This is a genomic window from Streptomyces sp. NPDC048211 (assembly GCF_043202315.1).
Classification (GTDB): Bacteria; Actinomycetota; Actinomycetes; order Streptomycetales; family Streptomycetaceae; genus Streptomyces.
The window spans coordinates 207733-225948 of sequence record NZ_JBIDAD010000002.1 but is presented as its reverse complement, the minus strand read 5'-3'; the positions used below and the strand labels follow the sequence as shown (position 1 = coordinate 225948).

Sequence of the window (18216 nt, the reverse complement as noted above, 5' to 3'; positions counted from 1 at the left end):
AGGACCTCTCATGCCGCTGCCTCTGCCTGGGAAGACCCCATGGCCGCCGCCCGCTTTGGAGATTCCGCACTCCGACATGGACATGTGGCGGGCTTGGTACTCCGGCAACACCGATCACCTGGCCGCGGTGTACGGCGGGCCGGCGAACTATCGGGCGAACTCTGTGGCCCGCCAGTTTTTCGAGGCGGACCAGCGGCGGGCTGGCGGGGATGGGCTGCGCATGTTCTGGGGGCAGGAGCCCTCTCCGGGCCAGCAGGCCGCCAAGCTCCACGTTCCGATCGGTGCGGACATTGCCGAGATGTCCGCGAACCTACTGTGGGCTGATGTGCCGCAGGTGACCGTGGACAACGATTCGACGGATGCGGCGACGGCCAAGACAACCCAGGCGCAGATTGGCCGGTACCTCGACGACCGCGGCCACGCCAAGCTCCGGGAGGGGGCCGAGCTGGCCGCAGGCTTGTCCAACGTGTTCCTGCGGGTCGTGTGGGACACGGACTTGCGGCCCCGGCCGTGGCCGGACGTGATTGCCCCGGATGCGGTTGTCCCGGAGTGGCGGTGGGGCGCCTTGGCGGCGGCGACGGTGTGGCGGGAGCTGGACCCGGTGAAGGACGGCAGCGAGGTGTGGCGGCTGCTGGAGCACCACACACCGGGCGTGATCGAGTACGGGCTGTACCGGGGTGACACGGGCACGCTCGGCCAGCGCATGGATTTGGGCGACCACCCGGACTCCGAGTACCTCGCGAAGCGCACGGACGGCGAAGGCAGGCAGTCGACGGGGATCCCCCGGCTGTTGATCACGCACATGCCGAACCTGTTGCCGAACCGGGTGTGGGACGGGCTGCCTGGCACGGCGGCGTTGGGACGCTCTGACTTCGCCGGGATCGAGCCGATGATGGATGCCCTGGACGAGTCGTGGACGTCGTGGATGCGGGACCTGCGCCTGGGCAAGGCCCGGGTGGTGGTGCCGCAGACGATGCTCGACACGGCCGGGCCCGGCCAGGGCGCCACCTTCGACCTGGACAAGGAGCTGATCGTCGCCCTGTCTGGGCTGCTGGGTGCGGAGACGATGAGGGACTCCATCACCGAGGTCCAGTTCAAGATCCGGGTGGAGGAGCATGAGCGCACGACGAAGGCGCTGCGCCTGCAGATCCTGTCGTCGGCCGGGTACTCGGCGCAAGGCTTCGGTGAGGCGGGGACGATCGCGGCGACGGCCACTGAGGTTGTGGCCCGCAAGGAGGAGTCGCTGACCACCAGGGGCACGAAGATCCTTTACCAGCGGCCGGCGCTCATCGAGTTCCTGACGACGATGATGATGGTCGACGTCACGCACTGCGGGGCGAAGGGCCTCGACCCGGCCGCAGAGCTGACCGCGTCGTGGCCGCAGGCGGTTCAGCCGGACCAGGAGGCCACCGCGCGGGCCCTGTCGCTGTTCGATTCGGCTGGGGCGATCTCCACGTTCATGAAGGTGAAGATGCGCGAACCGTCGTGGGATGACGCAGAGGTCATGGCCGAGGTGCAGCGGATCCGCGAGGACAAGTCGGCGCCGGTCCCGGCCGGCGACCCGTTCAACACCCGCGGCAGGGAGCCTGGCGAGCTGAACGACGAGGAACAGGTCGACGACGGCGAGCCGGATGTTGGCGCGGACGAGGGTCAGGACGAGGAACTGAAGGGCGGGGGCTCGGAGGAGAAGCTGGCCGCTTAGCGGCGGCGCGCTGCCCTCCGGCGCGGGAGTGTCTTGTACGGGGCGCGTCGCTCGTTGCGGTGCGCCCATTTGCGGGCGAAGCGCTGCTTCGTGGCGAACGCCCAACGCCACTGTGCTTTGGATGCGAATCGGTGCTGCCTGGCCACAGTGATGATCACCTCCTTGGGTGGGATCTCACCAACAGCCTTCCCCGCGATCGGCGTTCCCCTACGCTCGGCGGACGACTGAGCGTGGAGGGGGTGGCATGGCCGGCTGTAGGGATTGCGGGACGTGTACGAAGCCGGGGCTGGCCCGGATGGGGCAGAACTGGGCGGTGGGGTTCATGCATTTGATGACGTGCGGGATTTCGTGGGCGGTGAAGCGGGGCGCGATGCGCAACTGCCCGCAATGCCGCCACCTCATGTCCCGGCATGAGCGCCGGCGTGATGGCTCGTTCATCGACTGACGTGCGAAGGCCCGCCCCGAGTTGGGGCGGGCCGGTTGCTTGCTGGGTGCTGGTTCGCACGTCTTACTCGTCGTCGTTGTCGTAGCGGGTATCCCAGTAGCGGTCGTCGGCGCGGGCGGCTTCGGCGCTGGTCTCTTCCCAGGCGGGGAGTGTCGGGGAGGGTGCGGGCCCGCCACCGACAGGCGACGGGCCCGACGAGACGGGGGCCAGTCACTGGCGCGCCCGCGCCGTCTCGATGACCTCCAACTGCTGTACTGCCGGGAGGTGGTGAAGGAACTCCGCGTCGCCGTATGCCTCGCGCTTGGCGGCGAGGGCGTCTCCCTCGGTGGTGGCGGTGAACGCGATCCACGTGGCGGTGCACCAGGGGTCCTCGGGGTGGAACCGGTGGAGACGTCCGTGGGAGAAGCACCAGGCGAACATGATCGGCGTGGGCTGGTCGGTCATGGTCAGGATTCCTTTGGGGCGTTGGCAAGGTCGAGTAGGACGGCAACGTGGCAGGGCAGGGGTTCGGCGCACCAGCACATGAGGTCCCTGCCGTGGAGGTCGCGGGTGATCCGGTCCAGGAGGGTGGGGTGGGTGTGAACCCACGTCTCGTACAGCTCGACGGCGAGGGCGTGGGCGTCGGCCTGGCTGTTGGCGAGGATGTGGTCGTTGTAGCCGAGGGGCTTGTACTGGTTGGCGTGACCGGCCCACTGGACTGCCCAGCCGGTGCCGGTGGAGGTGGCGATGACGGTCCACGGGTTCCCGAACGGGGTGCCACGCCCGACGTAGGCGGCGTCGGCCGGGGCGCGCCATCCCTTGATGCGGCGGCGCTGGATACGGGTCGGCACGTCAGGACTCCTTCGGGGTGGCGGGAAAGATCTCGGAGTGGTCGGCTTTCCACTTCAGCCAGTGCGGCATCGGCTCCTCGCTGACCGTGTGGCACAGGTCCATGACCTGCTCTAGAGACAGCGGGCCAGCGTTCTTGGCGTACTCGTGCTTGGTGCCGCGCAGGGTCGGGCCAGAGGGAACGAAGAGCGGCCCGTGCTCCCATGAGCAGCGCCGGTATCCCCAGTCGTCGGGCCCGTACTTGATGAAGATCGTGGTGTTGCAACCGGAGTCGACATCTAGGGGGCGTTCGGCGAGCTTGCGGTGGTAGCTCTCCCGGAACCAGTGGTGCTTGTACTCCTCGATGAAGCTTCCGATCATCTCTGCTTCGGCGTCGGTGGGGCGTTCGGTACTGCCCCAGCTGTACTTGCTGGTGTCGACGTCGATGTAGGCGGCGATGTACTTCCACCTGGGCTTGAAGCTGGTGACGACGGGGATGCGGAGCACGGTGAGCGGGTCGTTCCGCTTCGCGTCGGTATCGAACGGCCAGGCGGTCACGGCGTCTCCTTGCGGGTTCGGGCTGCACTCCGGGCGCGCATGCGGGCGAGGCGTTGGGTGTTGGTGGGCTGCTCCCAGGCGTGTGCGCCCTGGGAGGCGACGTAGCGGCGGCCGTGGTGATGGCGGGCGGTACCGCACCACCGGCAGCCGTCCGGGTTCGGGGCCGTCTGGTGACGGATGACGGCGCTCACGACAGGCCCTCGAACTCCCCGAACGGGACCGTGGCCCGCGGCAGGGTCTGCGGGACGATGACGGCGTTGTCCGGGAGCCGGTCCCGAAAATGGGTGGGGATCTCGCCCTGGCACATCACGTCGTTGGATGTGAGCTGCCGGCCGTCGGCGAACCGGAACGTGAACATGGCGCCGCTGAAGCCAAGAAACTGGGGCGGGCTGGTTGTATCGAGAGGCTTGACGATGTAGTGCCAGCCGTCTACTCGGGCGACCGGGGCAGCAGCGTGCCGGCCTATGGCGGGCATCTCGCCGCTCTCCGCCCAGCGAGTCTTCTCCTCCCAGAACTTGCAGGTGAAGCAGGCGCCGGTCTTGCAGCACGATCGAGGTGTGGGTGCGGTCATCGCTGCGTCCCCCTCGGGCAGATGCAGTCTGGAGCGTCGGAGGCGGCGGCCGGAACCAGCACCTTCTCGCACGGGTCGATCTCATGCCCGTCGCGGTAGTACGTCGGGCCTCCGTGCCAGTAGTCCGCCTGAATTCCGGCACGATTCAGCTGGGCTTCGGTCATCTCCCGCACAATGTGTTCGGTCGCGGCGTGTGCATCGTCACGGCGGGCGCTGTCGGCCATGGTCAGTTCTCCTTCGGGGTGGGTGAGTGGATGGCGGAGTCAGAGGAGGTTGCCGTCACAGTCGATGTGCTCGCCGTCCGGGGCGAGGTGGGGGCCGATGCACTCGCTGTGGTCGGGCTGCGGCAGCTGGTCGCCGTCGGTCTGGGGTTCGGAGCTGGTCACGAGGAGACCTCGGTCCACTCGCCCGCCCGAACCGTCCGCTGGACGAGTCGGGAGTTCGGCCACATCTGCTGGCATCGAGCCAGCCTGGCGAGCGATTCCGTGAGATCCGGCGACGGGTCTAGAACCCGCTGTCCGTACTCGTTGTCCGTTGCGATCCCGTACTCGACGCCGGCCAAGCCCTCGGCAAGGTCAGCGGCCCCGGATGGGTCGATGCCGAGCCGCTTCCAGTGCGTGGCCTCGGCTTCTGCCACCGTCTTGGCGTCGAGGCGTGCACGGCCACGAAGCGCGGGCGGTGCCGCCTCGACCGGAGTCGTCCCGAGGAGTGGCCCCTTGAGGTCGTCGACGAATACGAACTTCTTGCCGTCCTCGTTCGTCCACACCCGGGCCATCGCTGCGTCGTGGAGGCGCTCCTCCAGTTCGGCAACCCGGGCTTCGGCCTTCTCTGCACGGCCACGCCACCGCGCCTTGCCGTCCTTGTGGTGCTCGACCTCGCGGCGAAGCTCGGGCAGGGCGTTCCGGTCCAGGTGATGCAGCCGGGCGCTCAGACTGCCGATCTCGTCGTCCCGCTCGGCAACCTGATCCGAACCGTCGGAGAGCGCCGTCCGCAGCCGGTCCACCTCGGCCAGCAGGTCGGGCACGGCGTTCCGGGCGCTTGCCGCGAACTGCATGTCAGCCTCGGATGCACCGTCGGCAACCAGGAGCACACGAGCTCCGGTCCGCCCGTCGCGCAGCGTCTCGACGTAGACCAGCGGCTGGCCGTTCTCGTCGTCAGCCACCAGCCAGGGGCCTGCCGTGACCTCGTCCAGCTTCCGGTTTCGGATCTGCGCCCAGCGGTCAGAGGTCATCGGGGTCTCGGTCATCAGCTGTCCTTCTGCGAGTGGATGGTGCGCCAGGCGGCGCGGCGGGTGCTGTCGGTCAACCGGGCCTGGCCGTAGAGGCGGAGGCGGCGTTCGGCGAGCAGGGCACGGATAGCGGCGCGTTGCTCCGGGGTCGGGGCGAGGGCGTTGAAGTCCGCCTCAGGCAGCCTCCGCGTAGGCGGCCTGAAAGAAGGCCGGCTGGGCAAGGAACGCGGTCTGCTTGTACGTGGCGAGCCCGATGTACAGCGACAGATCGAAGGGGCTGTACGCGGCGACGTGAATCCAGCGGCCGGTCGTGCGGTGCTGCGCCCAGACCATGAGCGGGGGGCGGCCGTTCGCGGCGACGTAGGCCTTCTTTACGTGCCGGCCGTACCAGGATTTGAACCCGTCCTTGAGGTCGTCTGCGCCGAGCCGCTCCAGCAGGTCCCCGGTACGGATGAGCGTGCCCTGCTCGACTGCGGCGGCGACCAGTCCCGAGAGGCACCGGTAGCCGAGCGACTTCGTCATGGTGCGAGCTGCGCGGTGGGTGCGGGCGATGTGACGGCTGGCGTTCATGTGGTTCCCCCTCGGGCTTGCTGTGTATATACACACCGTAGACCCTGGTGCATATACACGACAACCCCTACAGTGAAACTCATGCATATACAGGACTACGCTGGCGCCATGGCCAAGCAGAACACCGAGAAGCACACCCCTCTACGCCCGCTGCGCATCCCCGACGACGAGTGGGAAGCCCTCGGCCAGGCCGTCGGCGACCGCAACCGCACCCGCCTCATCCGCGAATACATCCGCTGGCACCTCCGCTGGCCCGGCAACACCCAGCCCGGCCGCGCTCCCGAACAGACCGGCGGTCCCGGCATCAGCTCGAAGGCCACTGAAGAGAAAGAGGCGCAGGCGTGAACAGCCTCAGCGAGGTCGACGCTCTCGCGGCCGAAGCGCACGCCGGGCAGGTCGACAAGATCGGGGTTCCGTACATCGAGCACGTGCGCGCGGTCGCTGCCGGTCTCGCACCGTTCGGTGACGAACTCGTCATGGCGGGCTTGTTGCACGACATCATCGAGGACACCGACTGGACCGCCGATCGGCTGCGCGAGGAGGGCCTCTCAAATCGTGTCGTCTCAGCAGTCGAAGCGGTGACCAATCAGAAGGGCGTGCCCTACGAGGAGAAGATCCGCCGCATCGTGGCGAGCAGCGACGCCACTCTCGTGAAGATCTCGGACAACGCGCACAACAGCCATCCCGACCGGGCCGCGCAGCTCCCCGAAGAGAAGCGAGCCCGGCTTGCCGCGAAGTACCGGGCAGCGCGCGACGTCCTGTGGGCCGCCGCAGACGACCGCGGCATCGAAGCCATCATCACGATCGTCAACCCATCGCTCTTGGACGAGCTCCAAGAGCGGCGGCACACCGAGGAGCCCTCATGACCGCCGCCCTGGTGGCCTTCCTGCGTGCCCGGTTCAGTGAAGAGCTGGAGTCTGCCCGATACGCCAGCAACGTGATGGCCACCCAGTCCGAGCGCCTCGGCGTGAAACCCGAGGTCGCCGCCCGGCAAGGCCGGTTCTCCGTCGCCAACGCCGAAGCGCACCTGGCCCTGCTCGACGACACCGTGATCCCGTACCTGGACACGGCAGGACCAGGCGGGCGGAACGCCGAGTACCAACTTCGGCTCCTCGCCGCCCCGTACATCGAGCACCGCGACTACCCGCACGACTCCGACCAGCCCGGGAGCCCTGCATGACCGAAGCCCTCGTGCAGTTCGTGCGTGACCGCCTCGACGAAGACTACGAGGCGGCGCGACTCACGCTCGGTATCAACGTCATGGCTCGCGTCCGGCGCGGCGAGTCCGCGCCACGCTGGGTGGCTAGCCCAGAAGGGGACGCCGGAATTTGGGACACCGATGGCACTCCGCGCGTGAAATTCGCGTGGGCGCGGGAGCGTGACCACATCGTCCGCCATGACCCTGTCCGCGTCCTCCGCGAGATCGCGGCGAAGCGGCTCATGCTGGACGAGGCCCTAGCCAGCCGTCACCACATCAGCTCTGACCAGTACGAGACCTGCCCGCGCGCCACAGAGGCCGACGGGCTCGACGCCACACAGTTGGCCGCGCTGACCCGCCTCAACGAGGAGCAGCGCCACGAGTCCGGCCGCGAACCCACCTGCTGGGACAGCTGCGGCCGAGACGCCAGAGTGCACCGCACCCTCGAACTCCTGGCCCTGCCCTACGTCGACCACCCCAACTACATGCAGGCTGTGCTCGCCGGCCAGGCATAGTTCCGCCGATCCGCCCCGTCACGCCTCCCTGACCGGGCAGACTGCCTTCATGGGCGCGAGGTACACGGTGCATGGCAAGACCCAGCAGGAGTGCCAGCAGGCGCTGGACGACCTGTGCCGGCTCCTCGGCGCGGTACCGACGACACGGCCGATCGACCCGGCCGGCCGCGGATGGATCGCACGCGCCGTACTCGAAACGACGGAAGCCCCGGACCATCAGGTCCGGGGCTCAGTCATGCAGTGATCTAGCAGTCATCGCGGCAGGTTCGCGCGGCTACTTTCATCGCCGCCTCGATGGCCGCCCGCCCGGATGCTTCGTCATACCGCTGGAGTGCCGCGGCAAGGATACCGGCCTGCTCATGGTCAGGGGCCTTATCGATCTGCGGTGCGTAAGAGAAGACGGCGGCGTCGGACGGGGTGCGGTCATCGCCATGCGGATCCCGGTCGGATGCCCATGGTTCCGGCCAGCCGTCGGGTAGTCCGCTGGATTTGGTCCACACGTACACATTCACGCGTGAGGCGCCGAGGATGGGATTCGCCGTGCGGGCCGCCTCGACGATCGACAGGGCCACGTCCCATTCAGGGACGGAGCGGTCAGCCTCGGTGAATCCGGCAGCTAGGCGGGTGCGGGCGGGCGCTTCGCTGGTGATCCGCCATGCCCAGGCTTTCTCGTTCATCGGGCTCCTATGCGCTGGCGGCCGGCTCGTCTGGCTCGGTCCAGTAGTTCTCGTCGGCCTGCGTGATGCCCTCGCAGTAGCAGCGGGGGGCCGCGGAGTCGGCGTACTGGGGGCATTCCTTGTAGTGCTCGGAGGGCATGTCGTCCTTTCAGTCGGCTCGTTTGTTCCGTCTTACTCGTCTTCTGGTGCTAGTGGATGGAAGACGGCGATTTCGTGGCGGGTGTGACTGATGTGACCTGTGCAGGGGTCAGCCGCTTCCCGTGTTCCGGGTGTTGGCGATGACGCCGCGGGTGCTGGTCGTGATGCTGCGCGGGCCCTGGCGGGGCGCGGTTTACAGTCCCAGTACGTGGTAGGGGAATTCCTCGCTCTCCCAGTGGACGCGGCTGTTGTTGATCCAGTACCAGTGGAACGGGAAGTCGCTGACACCCAGGTTGCGTAGGGCGACGGCGCGGTGGTGACCGTCGGCGACGTACACGTCGGTGGGGTAGCGGGCTGAGATCCCGAGCTGAATGGGGACGGTGAGGCCGCGCGTCGGAATCGACTCCTCCAGCTCCTCGATGATCCGCCGGTCCTTGTCGCGGCGGTTGAACCGTTCCTCGGCGTGCCGCCACTTGCGGTACTCGGTCGGCCGGATCTTCCGGTCGCTGAGCATCTCGACCGGCATGCGGCCCAGGTACTTGCCCATCAGGACTCCTTCGAGTGGTTGGTGGTGTGGGCCCACAGGCCGCGGGTGTCGGTGGTGATGCTGCGCTGGTCGTGGGTGATGGTCACGGGGCCGTTGTAGTGCTGGTGGACAGTCGGCGGGGCGGCTTCGATGGCGGCCTTGGTTCGGCCGACGAGCCGACTGATCGCAAGGACGACGACCGCGGGGGCGCCGAGGACGACAGCACACACGACAGGGTCGGCGTAGCCGGAGGCGAGCATGACGAGAGAGGCGGTTCCACCGACCATGACGGTGGTGGCACCCCCGGCAAGCATCAGGGCGCTGGCATCCGTGGCGCGCTGGGACATGGGGGGTCGTCCGGGTTGGGTCACGGGCGGGGCGGAGCCGATGGCAGGGAGCGGGGTGTCGTCGCGGTAGGCCAGGGGCTTCTCTCCGAGCGCCTCGTTGACCGCGGCAGCAAGCAGTCGAGCCTGGTCCATGACGGGGTCGGGCTGCCCGGGGCGGGTGGGCTGCTGCTCGGGCAGCTGCATGACGGGGTCTCCCTTGGTGGGTTAGGCGGCTTCGGTGAGGTCGGCATCGTCGGCGACGGTGTCGATGTGGTCGGGGTGAGCCCAGATGCCGCGGTCGACGTCGACGGCGCGGCCGTCGCGCTTGAGGCGGGTGAGTGCGTTCTTCACGGCGCTGACGGTGAGGCGGGTTTCCTGGGCGATGACGTTGCGGCCGGCGGGGCGGGCGCGCTGGAGTAGGAAGTTGTAGACGGTGTCGTCGGTGCCGGCGGGGGCTTCGGCTTCGATCGCTGCGGCTGCGGCGGCAATAGGGTCGGCGCTGCTGGCTGCGGGGATGGCGGGCATGGCGTCGTCCGGCAGTTCCACGGTCTCGCCGCGGAGCCTGGCGGCCAGTCGTTCGAGGCGCTCGGTGTACGCCTTGCCAGTGCAGGCGGCGGCCGACAATTCGAGGGTGGGAGTGGTGCCTGTGGTGGCCCAGTGCGCGGGATCCTGGTCGAAGTGGGCGCGGAACATTGCCTGCCGGTTGTCTGGGCCTTTGATGTAGCCGAGGCCGGCGGTGGAGGTCCCGTCGGGCCAGTACATCGGCAGCTGGCTGGGGTTGACCTCCCAGCCGGGCAGGCCGATGGAGTCGGTGAGGGTGGACGCGGTGCGGAACATGACGGTGTTGCCGGACTGCAGTTGCTCACGAATGTCGGTGCTCTCGGGGCCGGAGCCGTACATGTTGGCTTTGGGGCCTTGAAAGACGAGGCGCAGCTTGATGCCGCATTTGCGGGCCATGAGCACGATTTCGAGGATCAGGGCTGGCGCCCCTGGCTGGGCGAGGACGCGGTGGGCTTCGTCGATGGTGACGGAGATCAGCGGGTCGGGGTCGTTCACTACGAAGTGGTCGCGGCCGCGCAGCTTGCGGCCCTTCGTGTCGATGAACTCCATCATCGAGTAGCGTCCGGACCGCTCGTACATGATCTTGCGGACTTCGTAGAGCATGGCGAGGCCGCCCTGGGCGGTGTCCTCATACCAGTCGACGGCTTCACGCCAGCGGGGCAGGGATTGTCCGCCCTGCGGGTCGCAGACGAACGACACGATGCCGTTGTGCCGCTCGGTGCCGAGAAGCATGTCGAGGAAGCGTGATTTGCCACCGTCGGTCGCCCCGTAGACAACGGAGTGGACCGGGCCGGAGGGCTTCCAGAAGGCGTACCGCGAAGGGACGCCGTCGTAGAAGATCCCGACAGCTGCCTGCCCTGTGGCCTTGTCGAGGATCTGCGGTCCTGGGTGTGTGGTTCCGGCCTGCAGGGGGTTGTGGTCGAAAACGGCGAGAATCGCGCGCCGGGCGGACTTCCCGACGGCCTTCTCGATCTGCAACGCCTCTTCGGGCAGGTCGAGGTCTCCGGCGATGTCGTGGGCGGCGGAGACGGCCTTCCTCCAGTTGCCCTTCTTCAAGACGATGACGGCGGTCCACCCGTAGTCGGTGGTGACGACGTCGACAAGCTTCGAGCCCGGCAACGAGCCATCGACGCCGGCGACATTGTCCTGCCACAGCTGCATCTGCTCGCTGAGTGTGGGTGCGGGGGCGGCGGTCTTCTTGCCACGGCGCCACCAGTAGATGCCGTGGCCGACTCCCCAGGCGACGAGGAGGGCGGGGTAGGGGCTGTTGCCGGGCTGGAGGCCGCCGGTGGCTGCCATGGCGGTGACGAGGCCGCCGGAGGTGGTCGCGGCGGACGCGGCGGCGATGAAGTCGTTGCGGTTGGGGAGCTTTCGGCGGGGGCGCTTCTTGCCGATGCGCATCTCCCAGCGGCCCCAGGCGACGGTGGTGGCGGCTCCAGCCGCGGTGGCGGCGAGCGCGGTCTTCCATCCGTCGGCCGGTACGGCGAGGGCACTGCCCGCGATGGCCTGGGCGGCGGTGGCGTACAAGGGGGCCATGCCTCGGCGGGTGCGGTAGGCGTACCGCATCGCGCGCCGGGCGCCCTTGGTGGAGCGCTTCTTCTTGCGTCGGCCGCCCTTGCTGTCGGTGGCCGTCGCGACCTTCTCGACGGTGATTGTCTCGGGCATGGCGGCGTCTCCTCGTGATCTGCGGGGTGGGGGTTGGCGGCCCCGGTGGTTGGCCGGGGCCGCAGTTGGGGCTACGCGTCGGCGATGTAGGCCTGCTTGGCGGCCATGCGCCCGCCCTGCGCCGCAACGGCTTCCTGGATGTTGGAGTGCCGGTCGTGGATGTTCTTCGACGACTGGGAGGCGATGGCCGCGTTGTCGACGGCCGCCTTCTGCAGGGCCTGGGCTGCGGCGAGGGCCGCGGTGTACTGGTCGCGCAGGGCGTAGAGCTCCTGCAGGGTGCCGCCGTCGTCGCCGAACTCCAGGGCGGTGGCCTGCTCGATGGCGGCTTCGATGGCGCCGAGCTGCTCGGCTGCTCGCTGGGCGATGGCGCCGGCCTCTTCGGCGGTGACTCCGGCTTCGGAGGCGAAGCGGGCGACGGCCTGCTTGAGGGTGTCGACGCCGGTGATCTCGGGGATGGTGGCGAGTGCCATGGGGGCTCCTTCTGTGGTGGGTGTGGTGTCGGGCTCGGTGGTCTTGATGAGGGTCAGTCGGGGCAGCGTGGCCGCGGGGGTCGCCGGCTTGACGCTGGGCTTGGCCTTACTGGCCGGGGCGGGTGTTCCGTCGGTGGCGATGTCGTCACCGAGTTCGGGCTCGGGCTGGGCCTTGCCGAACTTGGCGGCGGCCCTCTTGCGGGCCTTGGGCCACTCGCGCTTCCAGCCGCGCATGAACCCCTTGAGGAACGACCCGGATGCGGTTGCCCCGGTGGCCGCCCAGGCGGCGAGCTTCGCGCCGGTCCGTCGGCCGTTCTTCTTCGAGGCCTTGGCCAGGCGCTTCTTGTGCTTCGCCGAGACGGCGTCCATGCCGTTCTCGATGGCGCGGGCACAGGCGTAGGCGATGGCGAGGAGCAGAATCAGTCCGAGCACGGTCAGCCCCCCATCAGCAGAACGGCGAGGGAGCCGACCTGTGTGGCGATGAAGCCGAGAGCATTGGCGGCGCCTTCGCCGACAGCCCCGGGGATCATGACGACGAGGACCGGTGTGAGGGCGGCAAGGATCAGCGTCCGCGTCTGGACACCGGCCATGAAGTCGCTGATCAGCCACAGCAAGGCGGCCAGGGCCAGGGCGAACGTGATGCCGACGCCGGTGTACTCGCCGACGAGGGAGCTGACCATCCCGTCGATGCGGGTGACGAGGTTGTTGAGCATGAGGCCGAGCGGCGTGGACGCGAGACCGACCGAGGCGGCCAGGACGAGCACCACCTGGATCTGGGGGCTCTTGACCTTCGCGGCGAACTTGCTGATCCAGGGGAGGCGGTCGGCGACGTACAGCACGCCGGCTGCTCCCAGGCAGGTTCCGCCGGTTGCGGCGGAGATTCCTGCGTCAATGACGGGCATTTTCGGGTTCCCCCTTGCGGTTACGGTGCGTTAGTGGTTTCCTCGCGTGCGCGCGGGCGCGAGCAGGCGCGTTGAAAGTTCTTGGCTTGGCCCGGGACGGCTTGAGCCATCCGTTGAGCCATTACGGACGGTCAGGTTTCTGCGATGGACTGGCGGAGCTGGTCGAGGAGCTGGACGGCCTTGGCGGCTGCGTCCGCCCTCCGTGATTCGGGGAGCCGGGCGATGACTGCGCGGAGCTGATCCACCGCCACGGGGAGGGTCGTGAGAGGGCCTTGCTGCTCCGCGGCCCGGCGCCGGTCGCCCATGTGCTGGGCTGAGCGGGCCTGTCGTTCGGCCTGCCTGGGGCGCCGGGTGCGGGTGGCCATCTGTCCTCCTGTCGGTGGTGGATCTTCTTGACGTGGTCGCCGGGTCTGCTTGCCGGGTCTGCGAAAGTTCCGCTCACCGGGTCACTCACCGGGGTTGACCTGGGGGTTTTGCCGTGTTGACTGCTTCCGGCAGTCTCGGCGGGGACCAGAACCGTGGGGGTGCTGGTCCTCGCCGGCTATGCCGGTGTGCGTCACTCGCTTGTGGTGCCGGCCTTGGCTTCGTTGCTCTCGATGGCAGTCCATGCGTTGCGGACGCGCTGCTCGCGGGCCTTGAACCCGGCCTTCCGGAATGCGTCCTGAGCGGACCGGTAGGAGCGGGGCGGGTTCATGGCGTAGCGCAGCCAGCGCAGGACCACCGTGAGCTGTTCGTCGGAGATCGTGACGCCCGGTTCGGGCAGTTCGACGCCGGCAACGTCGGCAAGATCCTGCAGGGTTGCCAGGTCGCCGATGGGGGTCTCGCTGTCCGTGACTGCGTCCGATTCGTCCGCAGTCACGGGCTCGATGGTCACGGGCTCGATCTCCGCTTTGGCCTGTGTGACCACAGCGTGACCACCCTGGGAGGTGGGGGTGTGGCCACCTGCCGTGACCGCCGGGCGGGAGACGGCACCGACCAGGTTGCGTCCGGTGAAGGCCAGGGCCGCCTCTCCGTGCTCCTTGTCGGAATCCTTGAGACGCTTCTCGGCCTCGGCGCGTGCCTTGTTGATCTGCGCCTGGGCCTTGGTCAGCACCTCGGCTCGGGCGATCTGCCGGGTCATCTCCGCGAGGTGGCCGGCGGTCTCCGTCAGCACGTCTGTGTGCGCCTCGGACTGAAGGTGCCGGGCATCAGCCGCGGCAAGAGCTCGGGCGTTGCGGTCCGCGGCGGACTGCTCGGCGATGGAGGCCGCAGTTGCGGGGTCGGCGAGAACGTTGTTCACGAACAGGCGGAGCCCCATGAACAGGGCTGCTGCGACCGGCACGAACGCGAACACCTGGGCGTGGCCAAGGATCAGCAGCGTCGCCGTTGAGACGCCAACCGCCACAGCCGACAGACCGAGCATCACCCCCATGCCGACCTTCGACCGCTGCCGGATCGCAACCTCCGACATGCGAAGGGCGCCAATCCACAGGGCGTCGTACACGAGAGCGATGGACCAGCCGACAGCTACAGCATCGAAACCGTCGAGGCCGATCATCTGCCCGAGCTTTCCGCCAACGGTCACGGCGACCAGGGCCAGGGCTGCGAGGGTGAGCAGAGTCTCGACGACAGCGAAGACGTTCGGGCGGCGCGCCCAAGACTTCCTGATGCGGTTCATCGGGGCCGGTGTCCTTTCGGGTCAGGGGTGGTCGGAGTTCGGTTGGTACTGGAACTAGCGGCGCCGGGCGGCCTTCGCGTCGGCCTCGGCGGCGACGACCCGGTCGTGGGAGGCGAGGAACTCCTCGCTGTCCGGGTCGGTGGAGCTGTTGTTGAACCGGTCGTTGTGCTCGCTGCGCGCGTTCTTCGCGGCGACGGCCTCGGGGCTCTTGCGACCGAACATGCAGGGCTCCTTCTGGTTGCGGGTCCGGGTGGTCCGGGCCTCTCTGCCGACACCAGCCGGCGGGCTGGGGACGACAGGGCGGGCCGGGTCAGTCGCCGTAGTTCTCGGGAAGGCCGTGGCGCCGCAGCCACTCGCCCTCGTAGTCGCTACGGCCGACCGCCTCGAAGGAGGCGCGGGCGTCGTTGACCTCGTCGTCGGTCATCTCGGTGGAGGTCTTGTCGGCCCAGGTCTTGCCGGTGAGGTCGGGCCAGCGGCCGGCGGATCCCATGAACGGTCCTTTCGGGGTGGGTGGTCAGGTCAGCCAGGCCGCGGCGGGCCCGGCATTGACGCGGGTGGCTTGCCAGTCGGACCCGTTGTGAAGAGCCGGGTCGATGCGCGTGAAGCGGGTGGGGCCGATGGAGATGCGCCGGCCGTGCGGGTCAGACAGTTCCGCCCGGAGCTCGTCGTGCAGGACCTGGTCCACGTGGCGGAGGTGTGCTGAGAACGCGGCCAGGGCCCTGCGCTCGGTCAGGTCGGGGCCGATGGCGATGAGCGCTTCGCAGTCGGTCATGTCGGCGACGAGCAGTCCGTGCTGTTCGGTGAACCCGTCGGCCGCGGCGGGGGTGAAACTCTCGGGACGCGGGGTGGGGCCGTCCTCGGGCTTGTGGCCACAGAACCCGCAGCGCCGCGTACTGCCGTCGTTCTCTGCGGCACAGAACCAGCAGACCGTCACGGCGGCGTCCATCAGGCGGCGGCCTGGTAGCGGATGCCGCGGATCTCGTCCATCAGCCGCGGCGCGTCCGGGGTGGTCTGGTCGAGGTCGATCGCGGCGAGCATCACCGCCGTCATCTGGTCGTGGTCACCCGTCGACCAGGCCGCCCGGAACTCCGAGAGCAGGGACACGGCGAGCCGGTCGGGGTCGGCGACGGCGGCAGCCTGCTCGGCCTGGGCGACGGTGATGCTGGCCCGCCGCTTGGCGGCCAGGTCGGACACGGTCGCACCGTCGGCATCGGACAGAACGGCAAGTGCGGAACCGGAAATCAGGTACGGAGACATGGGGGTGCCTATCTGTGAGGTACGTGGATGAGGTGGAAAGCCGCGGTCGCACGGGTACGAGGGCGGTCACCGTGCGACCGCGGCAGCATGGGGGTTAGCGGCGGGCGCGGGCCAGCTGCCGGGCAGCCGCGGCACGAACGTCAGCGCCGTTCTCGTAGTCGCGGCGGCATGCGGCGGGGGTGGCCGGCTCGGCGACGATGGGGTTCTCGCGGGGAGTGGTCGGCTCTGCGGCCATGGCTACCAGTCCCCGAAGGTGCAGACCGGGCCGCATTCGCCACGGGCGTGCGGGCTGTTCGGCGCGAAGTGGCTGGTGATCTCGCGACTGGCGGGGTATCCACCGGTCCGCTCGCGCTCGTTGCGCGGGCCATTCCAGCTGATCGGCTCGGCACCGGCCTTGAGCTCGTCGCAGCGGGGGCAGCCGTCGATCTTCTTGCCGAAGTTCGGCTTGTGCGAGTGCTTGGTAGCCACCGTCACCACACCCAGTCGGGCTGAGGCGACAGGGCCGCCGCCGTCTCGAACGCGGCACGGGCACAGTGCTGGTACACGGCCAGCGAGCCGGCCGACGGATGGTCCGGGGTGGAGGCGATCTCGGCGGCGCGGGCCGCGAGACCCTCCCCGCGGTGCTGCTCCTCGAAGGCGAGCGCCGGGGCCGGGGCGGGAGTCATGCCGCCACCTCGCTCGGGGTGGTGCTCGGGTCGGACTTGTGTGCTGAAACGGCAGACTCGGGAATCCGAATCGATCCGCCGCCGCCCTCTATGGCGACACCCGGCTCGATCGGCTGTCCGTATCGGACGGCGGGCATCCGCCCTTCGGCGATCCACCGGTACACGGTGGCGGGGTGGACTCTCAGGCGGTCGGCGACCTCCTTCACACGCAACATCTAGGGCTCCATTCGCAGGCTTCGCGTCTGAGCACAACCGTAATGCTTATTCATCAAGGTAGCAAGCATGCGAGTCCATGCGAGTCCGAGGCACTGACCGAATGGATATGCATCAAGCGCTTAAGGTGGAGGTCAGAAGCCTGCGGGAACTCGACAACATGGCTGGAGATCGCCTCATGAGCGGGAAGTGGAACGGCGCGTCGAAGTCATACGTCGCACCGCAGGCACCTGGGATGGCGGACGCCTGGACGCAGGAGTCCGCAGGTCGGGGCGGGCAGCGGCTAACCGAGGTGGGCGAAGCCCCTCCCCCAGACGGTGTGCGCGCCGCCCTGCGCCTGCCACTCGGCGAACCGGCGATTGTGCGTCGCCGAGCGATTCACCTGGACGGAGAGGTCATCGAGCTCACCGACTCCTACTACCCGAAGCCCATCGCGACCGGAACGCCACTCGCGGAGCACAAGAAGATCCGCGGGGGTGCACCCACCCTTCTAGCGTCGCTCGGCTACCAAGCCGGCCGTGTCATCGAAGAGGTCGAGGCCCGAGGAGCAACCGCCGAGGAGGCGCAGCAGTTCGCACTGACGCCCGGCGCGCCCGTACTCACGCTGCTACGCACGAACCTGACCAACACTGGGCAGCCCTACGAAGCGATGGTCATGGTGATGAAGGTTCCGAGAGTTCTGCGATACGAGATGGAGGTCGACTGATGGCTGAACACGTGGACAAGAGGCCGCTCGCCGAGCGGATTGCCGCCGATTTGCGGGCGCGGATCATGGCGGGAGACCTGCCGTCCGGTCAGCAGCTCGGCTCGAACGCAGAGCTGCGGGACGAGTTCGACACCTCCAACGTCACCATTCAGCGGGCGCTGGCAATCCTCAAAAACGAACGCCTCATCGAGGGCAAGAACGGTGTGGGGGTGTACGTGCGGGAGCGACTACCGCAGATCATCACCCCGGCCTCGTACACCACCCCTGCCGGTTCGGGGCAGCCCTACAGCTGGATCACCCAGGCGCAGGAGCGTGGACAGCGCGGCAGCAACAAGGTCCTTTCAGTGGCGGAGGTAGCCCCTCCCCCCAGGGTGACGGCGGGGCTGACAGCCGGGGATAACGAGCCTGCCGTGCTGCGAGTTCGCCTCGGCCTTCTCGACGGCGAGCCGGCCGAGCTGGTGCACTCCTACTACCCGGCAGAACTGGCACGGGGGACCCGCCTCGCCGACCGCCGGAAGATCCCAGGCGGGTCGCCGACGCTTCTCGCCGACATGGGCTACCCGCCGCGCGAGCAGGTCGACGAGGTCGCCACCCGCATGGCGACGACCGAGGAGTACGAACTCCTGGAAATCCCCGGCGACACTCCCGTGCTGGAGATCTTCCGCGTCGTCTACAGCGACGATCACCGACCGATCGAGGTGACTGTACTGGTGAAGCCTGGCCACCTGTACAAGATGGGCTATCACCTGAGCATCTAGTCCCTCCGCCAACGGGGCCCCCAGCCATACCGGTTGGGGGCCCCGTTGCGCGCAGTCACGCACAAGCTTGATACCGATGCGAATACGGTCTACCGTCAAGG

General features: G+C 68.4%; 34 protein-coding genes. 8 read left to right on the top strand and 26 right to left on the bottom strand.

Annotated features, from left to right (window positions below; genetic code table 11):
* Window positions 1–10 precede the first annotated feature (10 nt).
* Complete coding sequence (locus ACGFZA_RS07825; protein ID WP_393678043.1) at window positions 11–1702, top strand: hypothetical protein; 1692 nt, start codon at window positions 11–13, stop codon at window positions 1700–1702.
* Between the two features lie 655 nt (window positions 1703–2357).
* Here the strand turns inward: ACGFZA_RS07825 and ACGFZA_RS07820 are convergent.
* The 9 genes from ACGFZA_RS07820 to ACGFZA_RS07780 form a co-directional block, all read right to left on the bottom strand.
* Window positions 2358–2591 carry a hypothetical protein gene (locus ACGFZA_RS07820; protein WP_393678041.1) on the bottom strand — a complete coding sequence of 78 codons (234 nt, stop codon included), beginning with the start codon at window positions 2589–2591 and terminating at the stop codon, window positions 2358–2360.
* A 2-nt stretch (window positions 2592–2593) separates the two neighbouring features.
* A complete protein-coding gene (locus ACGFZA_RS07815; RefSeq protein ID WP_393678039.1) occupies window positions 2594–2977 on the bottom strand; it encodes a DUF4326 domain-containing protein in 384 nt (127 codons plus the stop codon).
* Between the two features lies 1 nt (window position 2978).
* Window positions 2979–3512: a hypothetical protein gene (locus ACGFZA_RS07810; protein WP_393678037.1), complete on the bottom strand. Its 534-nt coding sequence runs from the start codon at window positions 3510–3512 to the stop codon at window positions 2979–2981.
* Window positions 3509–3703: a hypothetical protein gene (locus ACGFZA_RS07805; protein ID WP_393678035.1), complete on the bottom strand. Its 195-nt coding sequence runs from the start codon at window positions 3701–3703 to the stop codon at window positions 3509–3511. The genes ACGFZA_RS07810 and ACGFZA_RS07805 overlap by 4 nt, the downstream gene beginning before the upstream one ends.
* Window positions 3700–4083 (bottom strand): hypothetical protein, encoded by a 384-nt coding sequence (locus ACGFZA_RS07800; protein ID WP_393678033.1) that lies wholly within the window; start codon window positions 4081–4083, stop codon window positions 3700–3702. Before ACGFZA_RS07800 ends, ACGFZA_RS07805 begins: the two co-directional genes overlap by 4 nt.
* Window positions 4080–4307 carry a hypothetical protein gene (locus ACGFZA_RS07795; protein WP_393678031.1) on the bottom strand — a complete coding sequence of 76 codons (228 nt, stop codon included), beginning with the start codon at window positions 4305–4307 and terminating at the stop codon, window positions 4080–4082. The genes ACGFZA_RS07800 and ACGFZA_RS07795 overlap by 4 nt, the downstream gene beginning before the upstream one ends.
* 39 nt (window positions 4308–4346) lie before the next feature.
* Complete coding sequence (locus ACGFZA_RS07790; protein WP_393678029.1) at window positions 4347–4469, bottom strand: hypothetical protein; 123 nt, start codon at window positions 4467–4469, stop codon at window positions 4347–4349.
* The gene (locus ACGFZA_RS07785; RefSeq protein ID WP_393678027.1) at window positions 4466–5329 is read right to left on the bottom strand and encodes a hypothetical protein; all 864 of its coding nucleotides are present in this window, start codon (window positions 5327–5329) and stop codon (window positions 4466–4468) included. Before ACGFZA_RS07785 ends, ACGFZA_RS07790 begins: the two co-directional genes overlap by 4 nt.
* A gap of 156 nt (window positions 5330–5485) precedes the next feature.
* Complete coding sequence (locus tag ACGFZA_RS07780; RefSeq protein ID WP_393678025.1) at window positions 5486–5881, bottom strand: hypothetical protein; 396 nt, start codon at window positions 5879–5881, stop codon at window positions 5486–5488.
* 108 nt (window positions 5882–5989) lie between these two features.
* Here ACGFZA_RS07780 and ACGFZA_RS07775 point away from each other — a divergent pair, with 108 nt between their 5' ends.
* Genes ACGFZA_RS07775 through ACGFZA_RS07755 form a run of 5 tightly spaced genes read left to right on the top strand, consistent with a single transcriptional unit; the run spans window position 5990 to window position 7838 of the window.
* Window positions 5990–6226 (top strand): hypothetical protein, encoded by a 237-nt coding sequence (locus ACGFZA_RS07775; RefSeq protein ID WP_266787678.1) that lies wholly within the window; start codon window positions 5990–5992, stop codon window positions 6224–6226.
* A complete protein-coding gene (locus ACGFZA_RS07770; protein ID WP_393678022.1) occupies window positions 6223–6747 on the top strand; it encodes an HD domain-containing protein in 525 nt (174 codons plus the stop codon). Before ACGFZA_RS07775 ends, ACGFZA_RS07770 begins: the two co-directional genes overlap by 4 nt.
* A complete protein-coding gene (locus ACGFZA_RS07765) occupies window positions 6744–7061 on the top strand; it encodes a DUF6221 family protein (RefSeq protein ID WP_393678019.1) in 318 nt (105 codons plus the stop codon). Before ACGFZA_RS07770 ends, ACGFZA_RS07765 begins: the two co-directional genes overlap by 4 nt.
* A complete protein-coding gene (locus ACGFZA_RS07760) occupies window positions 7058–7594 on the top strand; it encodes a DUF6221 family protein (protein ID WP_393678017.1) in 537 nt (178 codons plus the stop codon). The genes ACGFZA_RS07765 and ACGFZA_RS07760 overlap by 4 nt, the downstream gene beginning before the upstream one ends.
* A gap of 49 nt (window positions 7595–7643) precedes the next feature.
* Window positions 7644–7838, top strand: coding sequence for a hypothetical protein (locus ACGFZA_RS07755; RefSeq protein WP_393678014.1), 195 nt, complete (start codon window positions 7644–7646; stop codon window positions 7836–7838).
* 1 nt (window position 7839) lies between these two features.
* Here ACGFZA_RS07755 and ACGFZA_RS07750 read toward each other — a convergent pair whose 3' ends face one another.
* The 17 genes from ACGFZA_RS07750 to ACGFZA_RS07670 all read right to left on the bottom strand — a co-directional run bounded on the left by ACGFZA_RS07750 (window position 7840) and on the right by ACGFZA_RS07670 (window position 16653).
* A complete protein-coding gene (locus tag ACGFZA_RS07750; protein WP_393678012.1) occupies window positions 7840–8271 on the bottom strand; it encodes a hypothetical protein in 432 nt (143 codons plus the stop codon).
* 7 nt (window positions 8272–8278) lie between these two features.
* Window positions 8279–8410, bottom strand: coding sequence for a hypothetical protein (locus tag ACGFZA_RS07745; protein ID WP_393678010.1), 132 nt, complete (start codon window positions 8408–8410; stop codon window positions 8279–8281).
* Between the two features lie 192 nt (window positions 8411–8602).
* The gene (locus ACGFZA_RS07740; RefSeq protein WP_393678008.1) at window positions 8603–8956 is read right to left on the bottom strand and encodes a ParB N-terminal domain-containing protein; all 354 of its coding nucleotides are present in this window, start codon (window positions 8954–8956) and stop codon (window positions 8603–8605) included.
* Window positions 8956–9465 carry a hypothetical protein gene (locus tag ACGFZA_RS07735; protein WP_393678006.1) on the bottom strand — a complete coding sequence of 170 codons (510 nt, stop codon included), beginning with the start codon at window positions 9463–9465 and terminating at the stop codon, window positions 8956–8958. Before ACGFZA_RS07735 ends, ACGFZA_RS07740 begins: the two co-directional genes overlap by 1 nt.
* Before the next feature lie 21 nt (window positions 9466–9486).
* Entirely contained in the window at window positions 9487–11487 is a 2001-nt protein-coding gene (locus tag ACGFZA_RS07730) for a hypothetical protein (protein ID WP_393678004.1), read from the bottom strand.
* Between the two features lie 71 nt (window positions 11488–11558).
* Entirely contained in the window at window positions 11559–12389 is an 831-nt protein-coding gene (locus ACGFZA_RS07725) for a hypothetical protein (RefSeq protein ID WP_393678002.1), read from the bottom strand.
* Between the two features lie 2 nt (window positions 12390–12391).
* Complete coding sequence (locus ACGFZA_RS07720; RefSeq protein WP_393678000.1) at window positions 12392–12859, bottom strand: hypothetical protein; 468 nt, start codon at window positions 12857–12859, stop codon at window positions 12392–12394.
* 131 nt (window positions 12860–12990) lie between these two features.
* Window positions 12991–13224 (bottom strand): hypothetical protein, encoded by a 234-nt coding sequence (locus tag ACGFZA_RS07715; protein WP_393677998.1) that lies wholly within the window; start codon window positions 13222–13224, stop codon window positions 12991–12993.
* 191 nt (window positions 13225–13415) lie between these two features.
* Complete coding sequence (locus ACGFZA_RS07710; protein ID WP_393677996.1) at window positions 13416–14396, bottom strand: hypothetical protein; 981 nt, start codon at window positions 14394–14396, stop codon at window positions 13416–13418.
* Between the two features lie 174 nt (window positions 14397–14570).
* Window positions 14571–14738, bottom strand: a complete 168-nt coding sequence (locus ACGFZA_RS07705) for a hypothetical protein (protein WP_393677994.1) — start codon at window positions 14736–14738, stop codon at window positions 14571–14573.
* An 88-nt stretch (window positions 14739–14826) separates the two neighbouring features.
* Entirely contained in the window at window positions 14827–15006 is a 180-nt protein-coding gene (locus tag ACGFZA_RS07700) for a hypothetical protein (RefSeq protein ID WP_393677992.1), read from the bottom strand.
* A gap of 24 nt (window positions 15007–15030) precedes the next feature.
* A complete protein-coding gene (locus ACGFZA_RS07695; protein WP_393677990.1) occupies window positions 15031–15462 on the bottom strand; it encodes a hypothetical protein in 432 nt (143 codons plus the stop codon).
* The gene (locus tag ACGFZA_RS07690) at window positions 15462–15710 is read right to left on the bottom strand and encodes a hypothetical protein (RefSeq protein WP_393677988.1); all 249 of its coding nucleotides are present in this window, start codon (window positions 15708–15710) and stop codon (window positions 15462–15464) included. The genes ACGFZA_RS07695 and ACGFZA_RS07690 overlap by 1 nt, the downstream gene beginning before the upstream one ends.
* 157 nt (window positions 15711–15867) lie before the next feature.
* A complete protein-coding gene (locus ACGFZA_RS07685; RefSeq protein ID WP_393677986.1) occupies window positions 15868–16008 on the bottom strand; it encodes a hypothetical protein in 141 nt (46 codons plus the stop codon).
* 2 nt (window positions 16009–16010) lie between these two features.
* Complete coding sequence (locus ACGFZA_RS07680; protein WP_393677984.1) at window positions 16011–16241, bottom strand: hypothetical protein; 231 nt, start codon at window positions 16239–16241, stop codon at window positions 16011–16013.
* Window positions 16242–16243: 2 nt separating this feature from the next.
* A complete protein-coding gene (locus tag ACGFZA_RS07675; RefSeq protein ID WP_393677982.1) occupies window positions 16244–16438 on the bottom strand; it encodes a hypothetical protein in 195 nt (64 codons plus the stop codon).
* Window positions 16435–16653, bottom strand: coding sequence for a helix-turn-helix domain-containing protein (locus ACGFZA_RS07670; protein WP_393677980.1), 219 nt, complete (start codon window positions 16651–16653; stop codon window positions 16435–16437). The genes ACGFZA_RS07675 and ACGFZA_RS07670 overlap by 4 nt, the downstream gene beginning before the upstream one ends.
* A gap of 101 nt (window positions 16654–16754) precedes the next feature.
* Here ACGFZA_RS07670 and ACGFZA_RS07665 point away from each other — a divergent pair, with 101 nt between their 5' ends.
* Both ACGFZA_RS07665 and ACGFZA_RS07660 read left to right on the top strand, forming a co-directional pair.
* Entirely contained in the window at window positions 16755–17357 is a 603-nt protein-coding gene (locus tag ACGFZA_RS07665) for a UTRA domain-containing protein (RefSeq protein WP_393677978.1), read from the top strand.
* Window positions 17357–18115: a GntR family transcriptional regulator gene (locus tag ACGFZA_RS07660; protein ID WP_393677976.1), complete on the top strand. Its 759-nt coding sequence runs from the start codon at window positions 17357–17359 to the stop codon at window positions 18113–18115. Before ACGFZA_RS07665 ends, ACGFZA_RS07660 begins: the two co-directional genes overlap by 1 nt.
* Window positions 18116–18216: the final 101 nt, after the last annotated feature.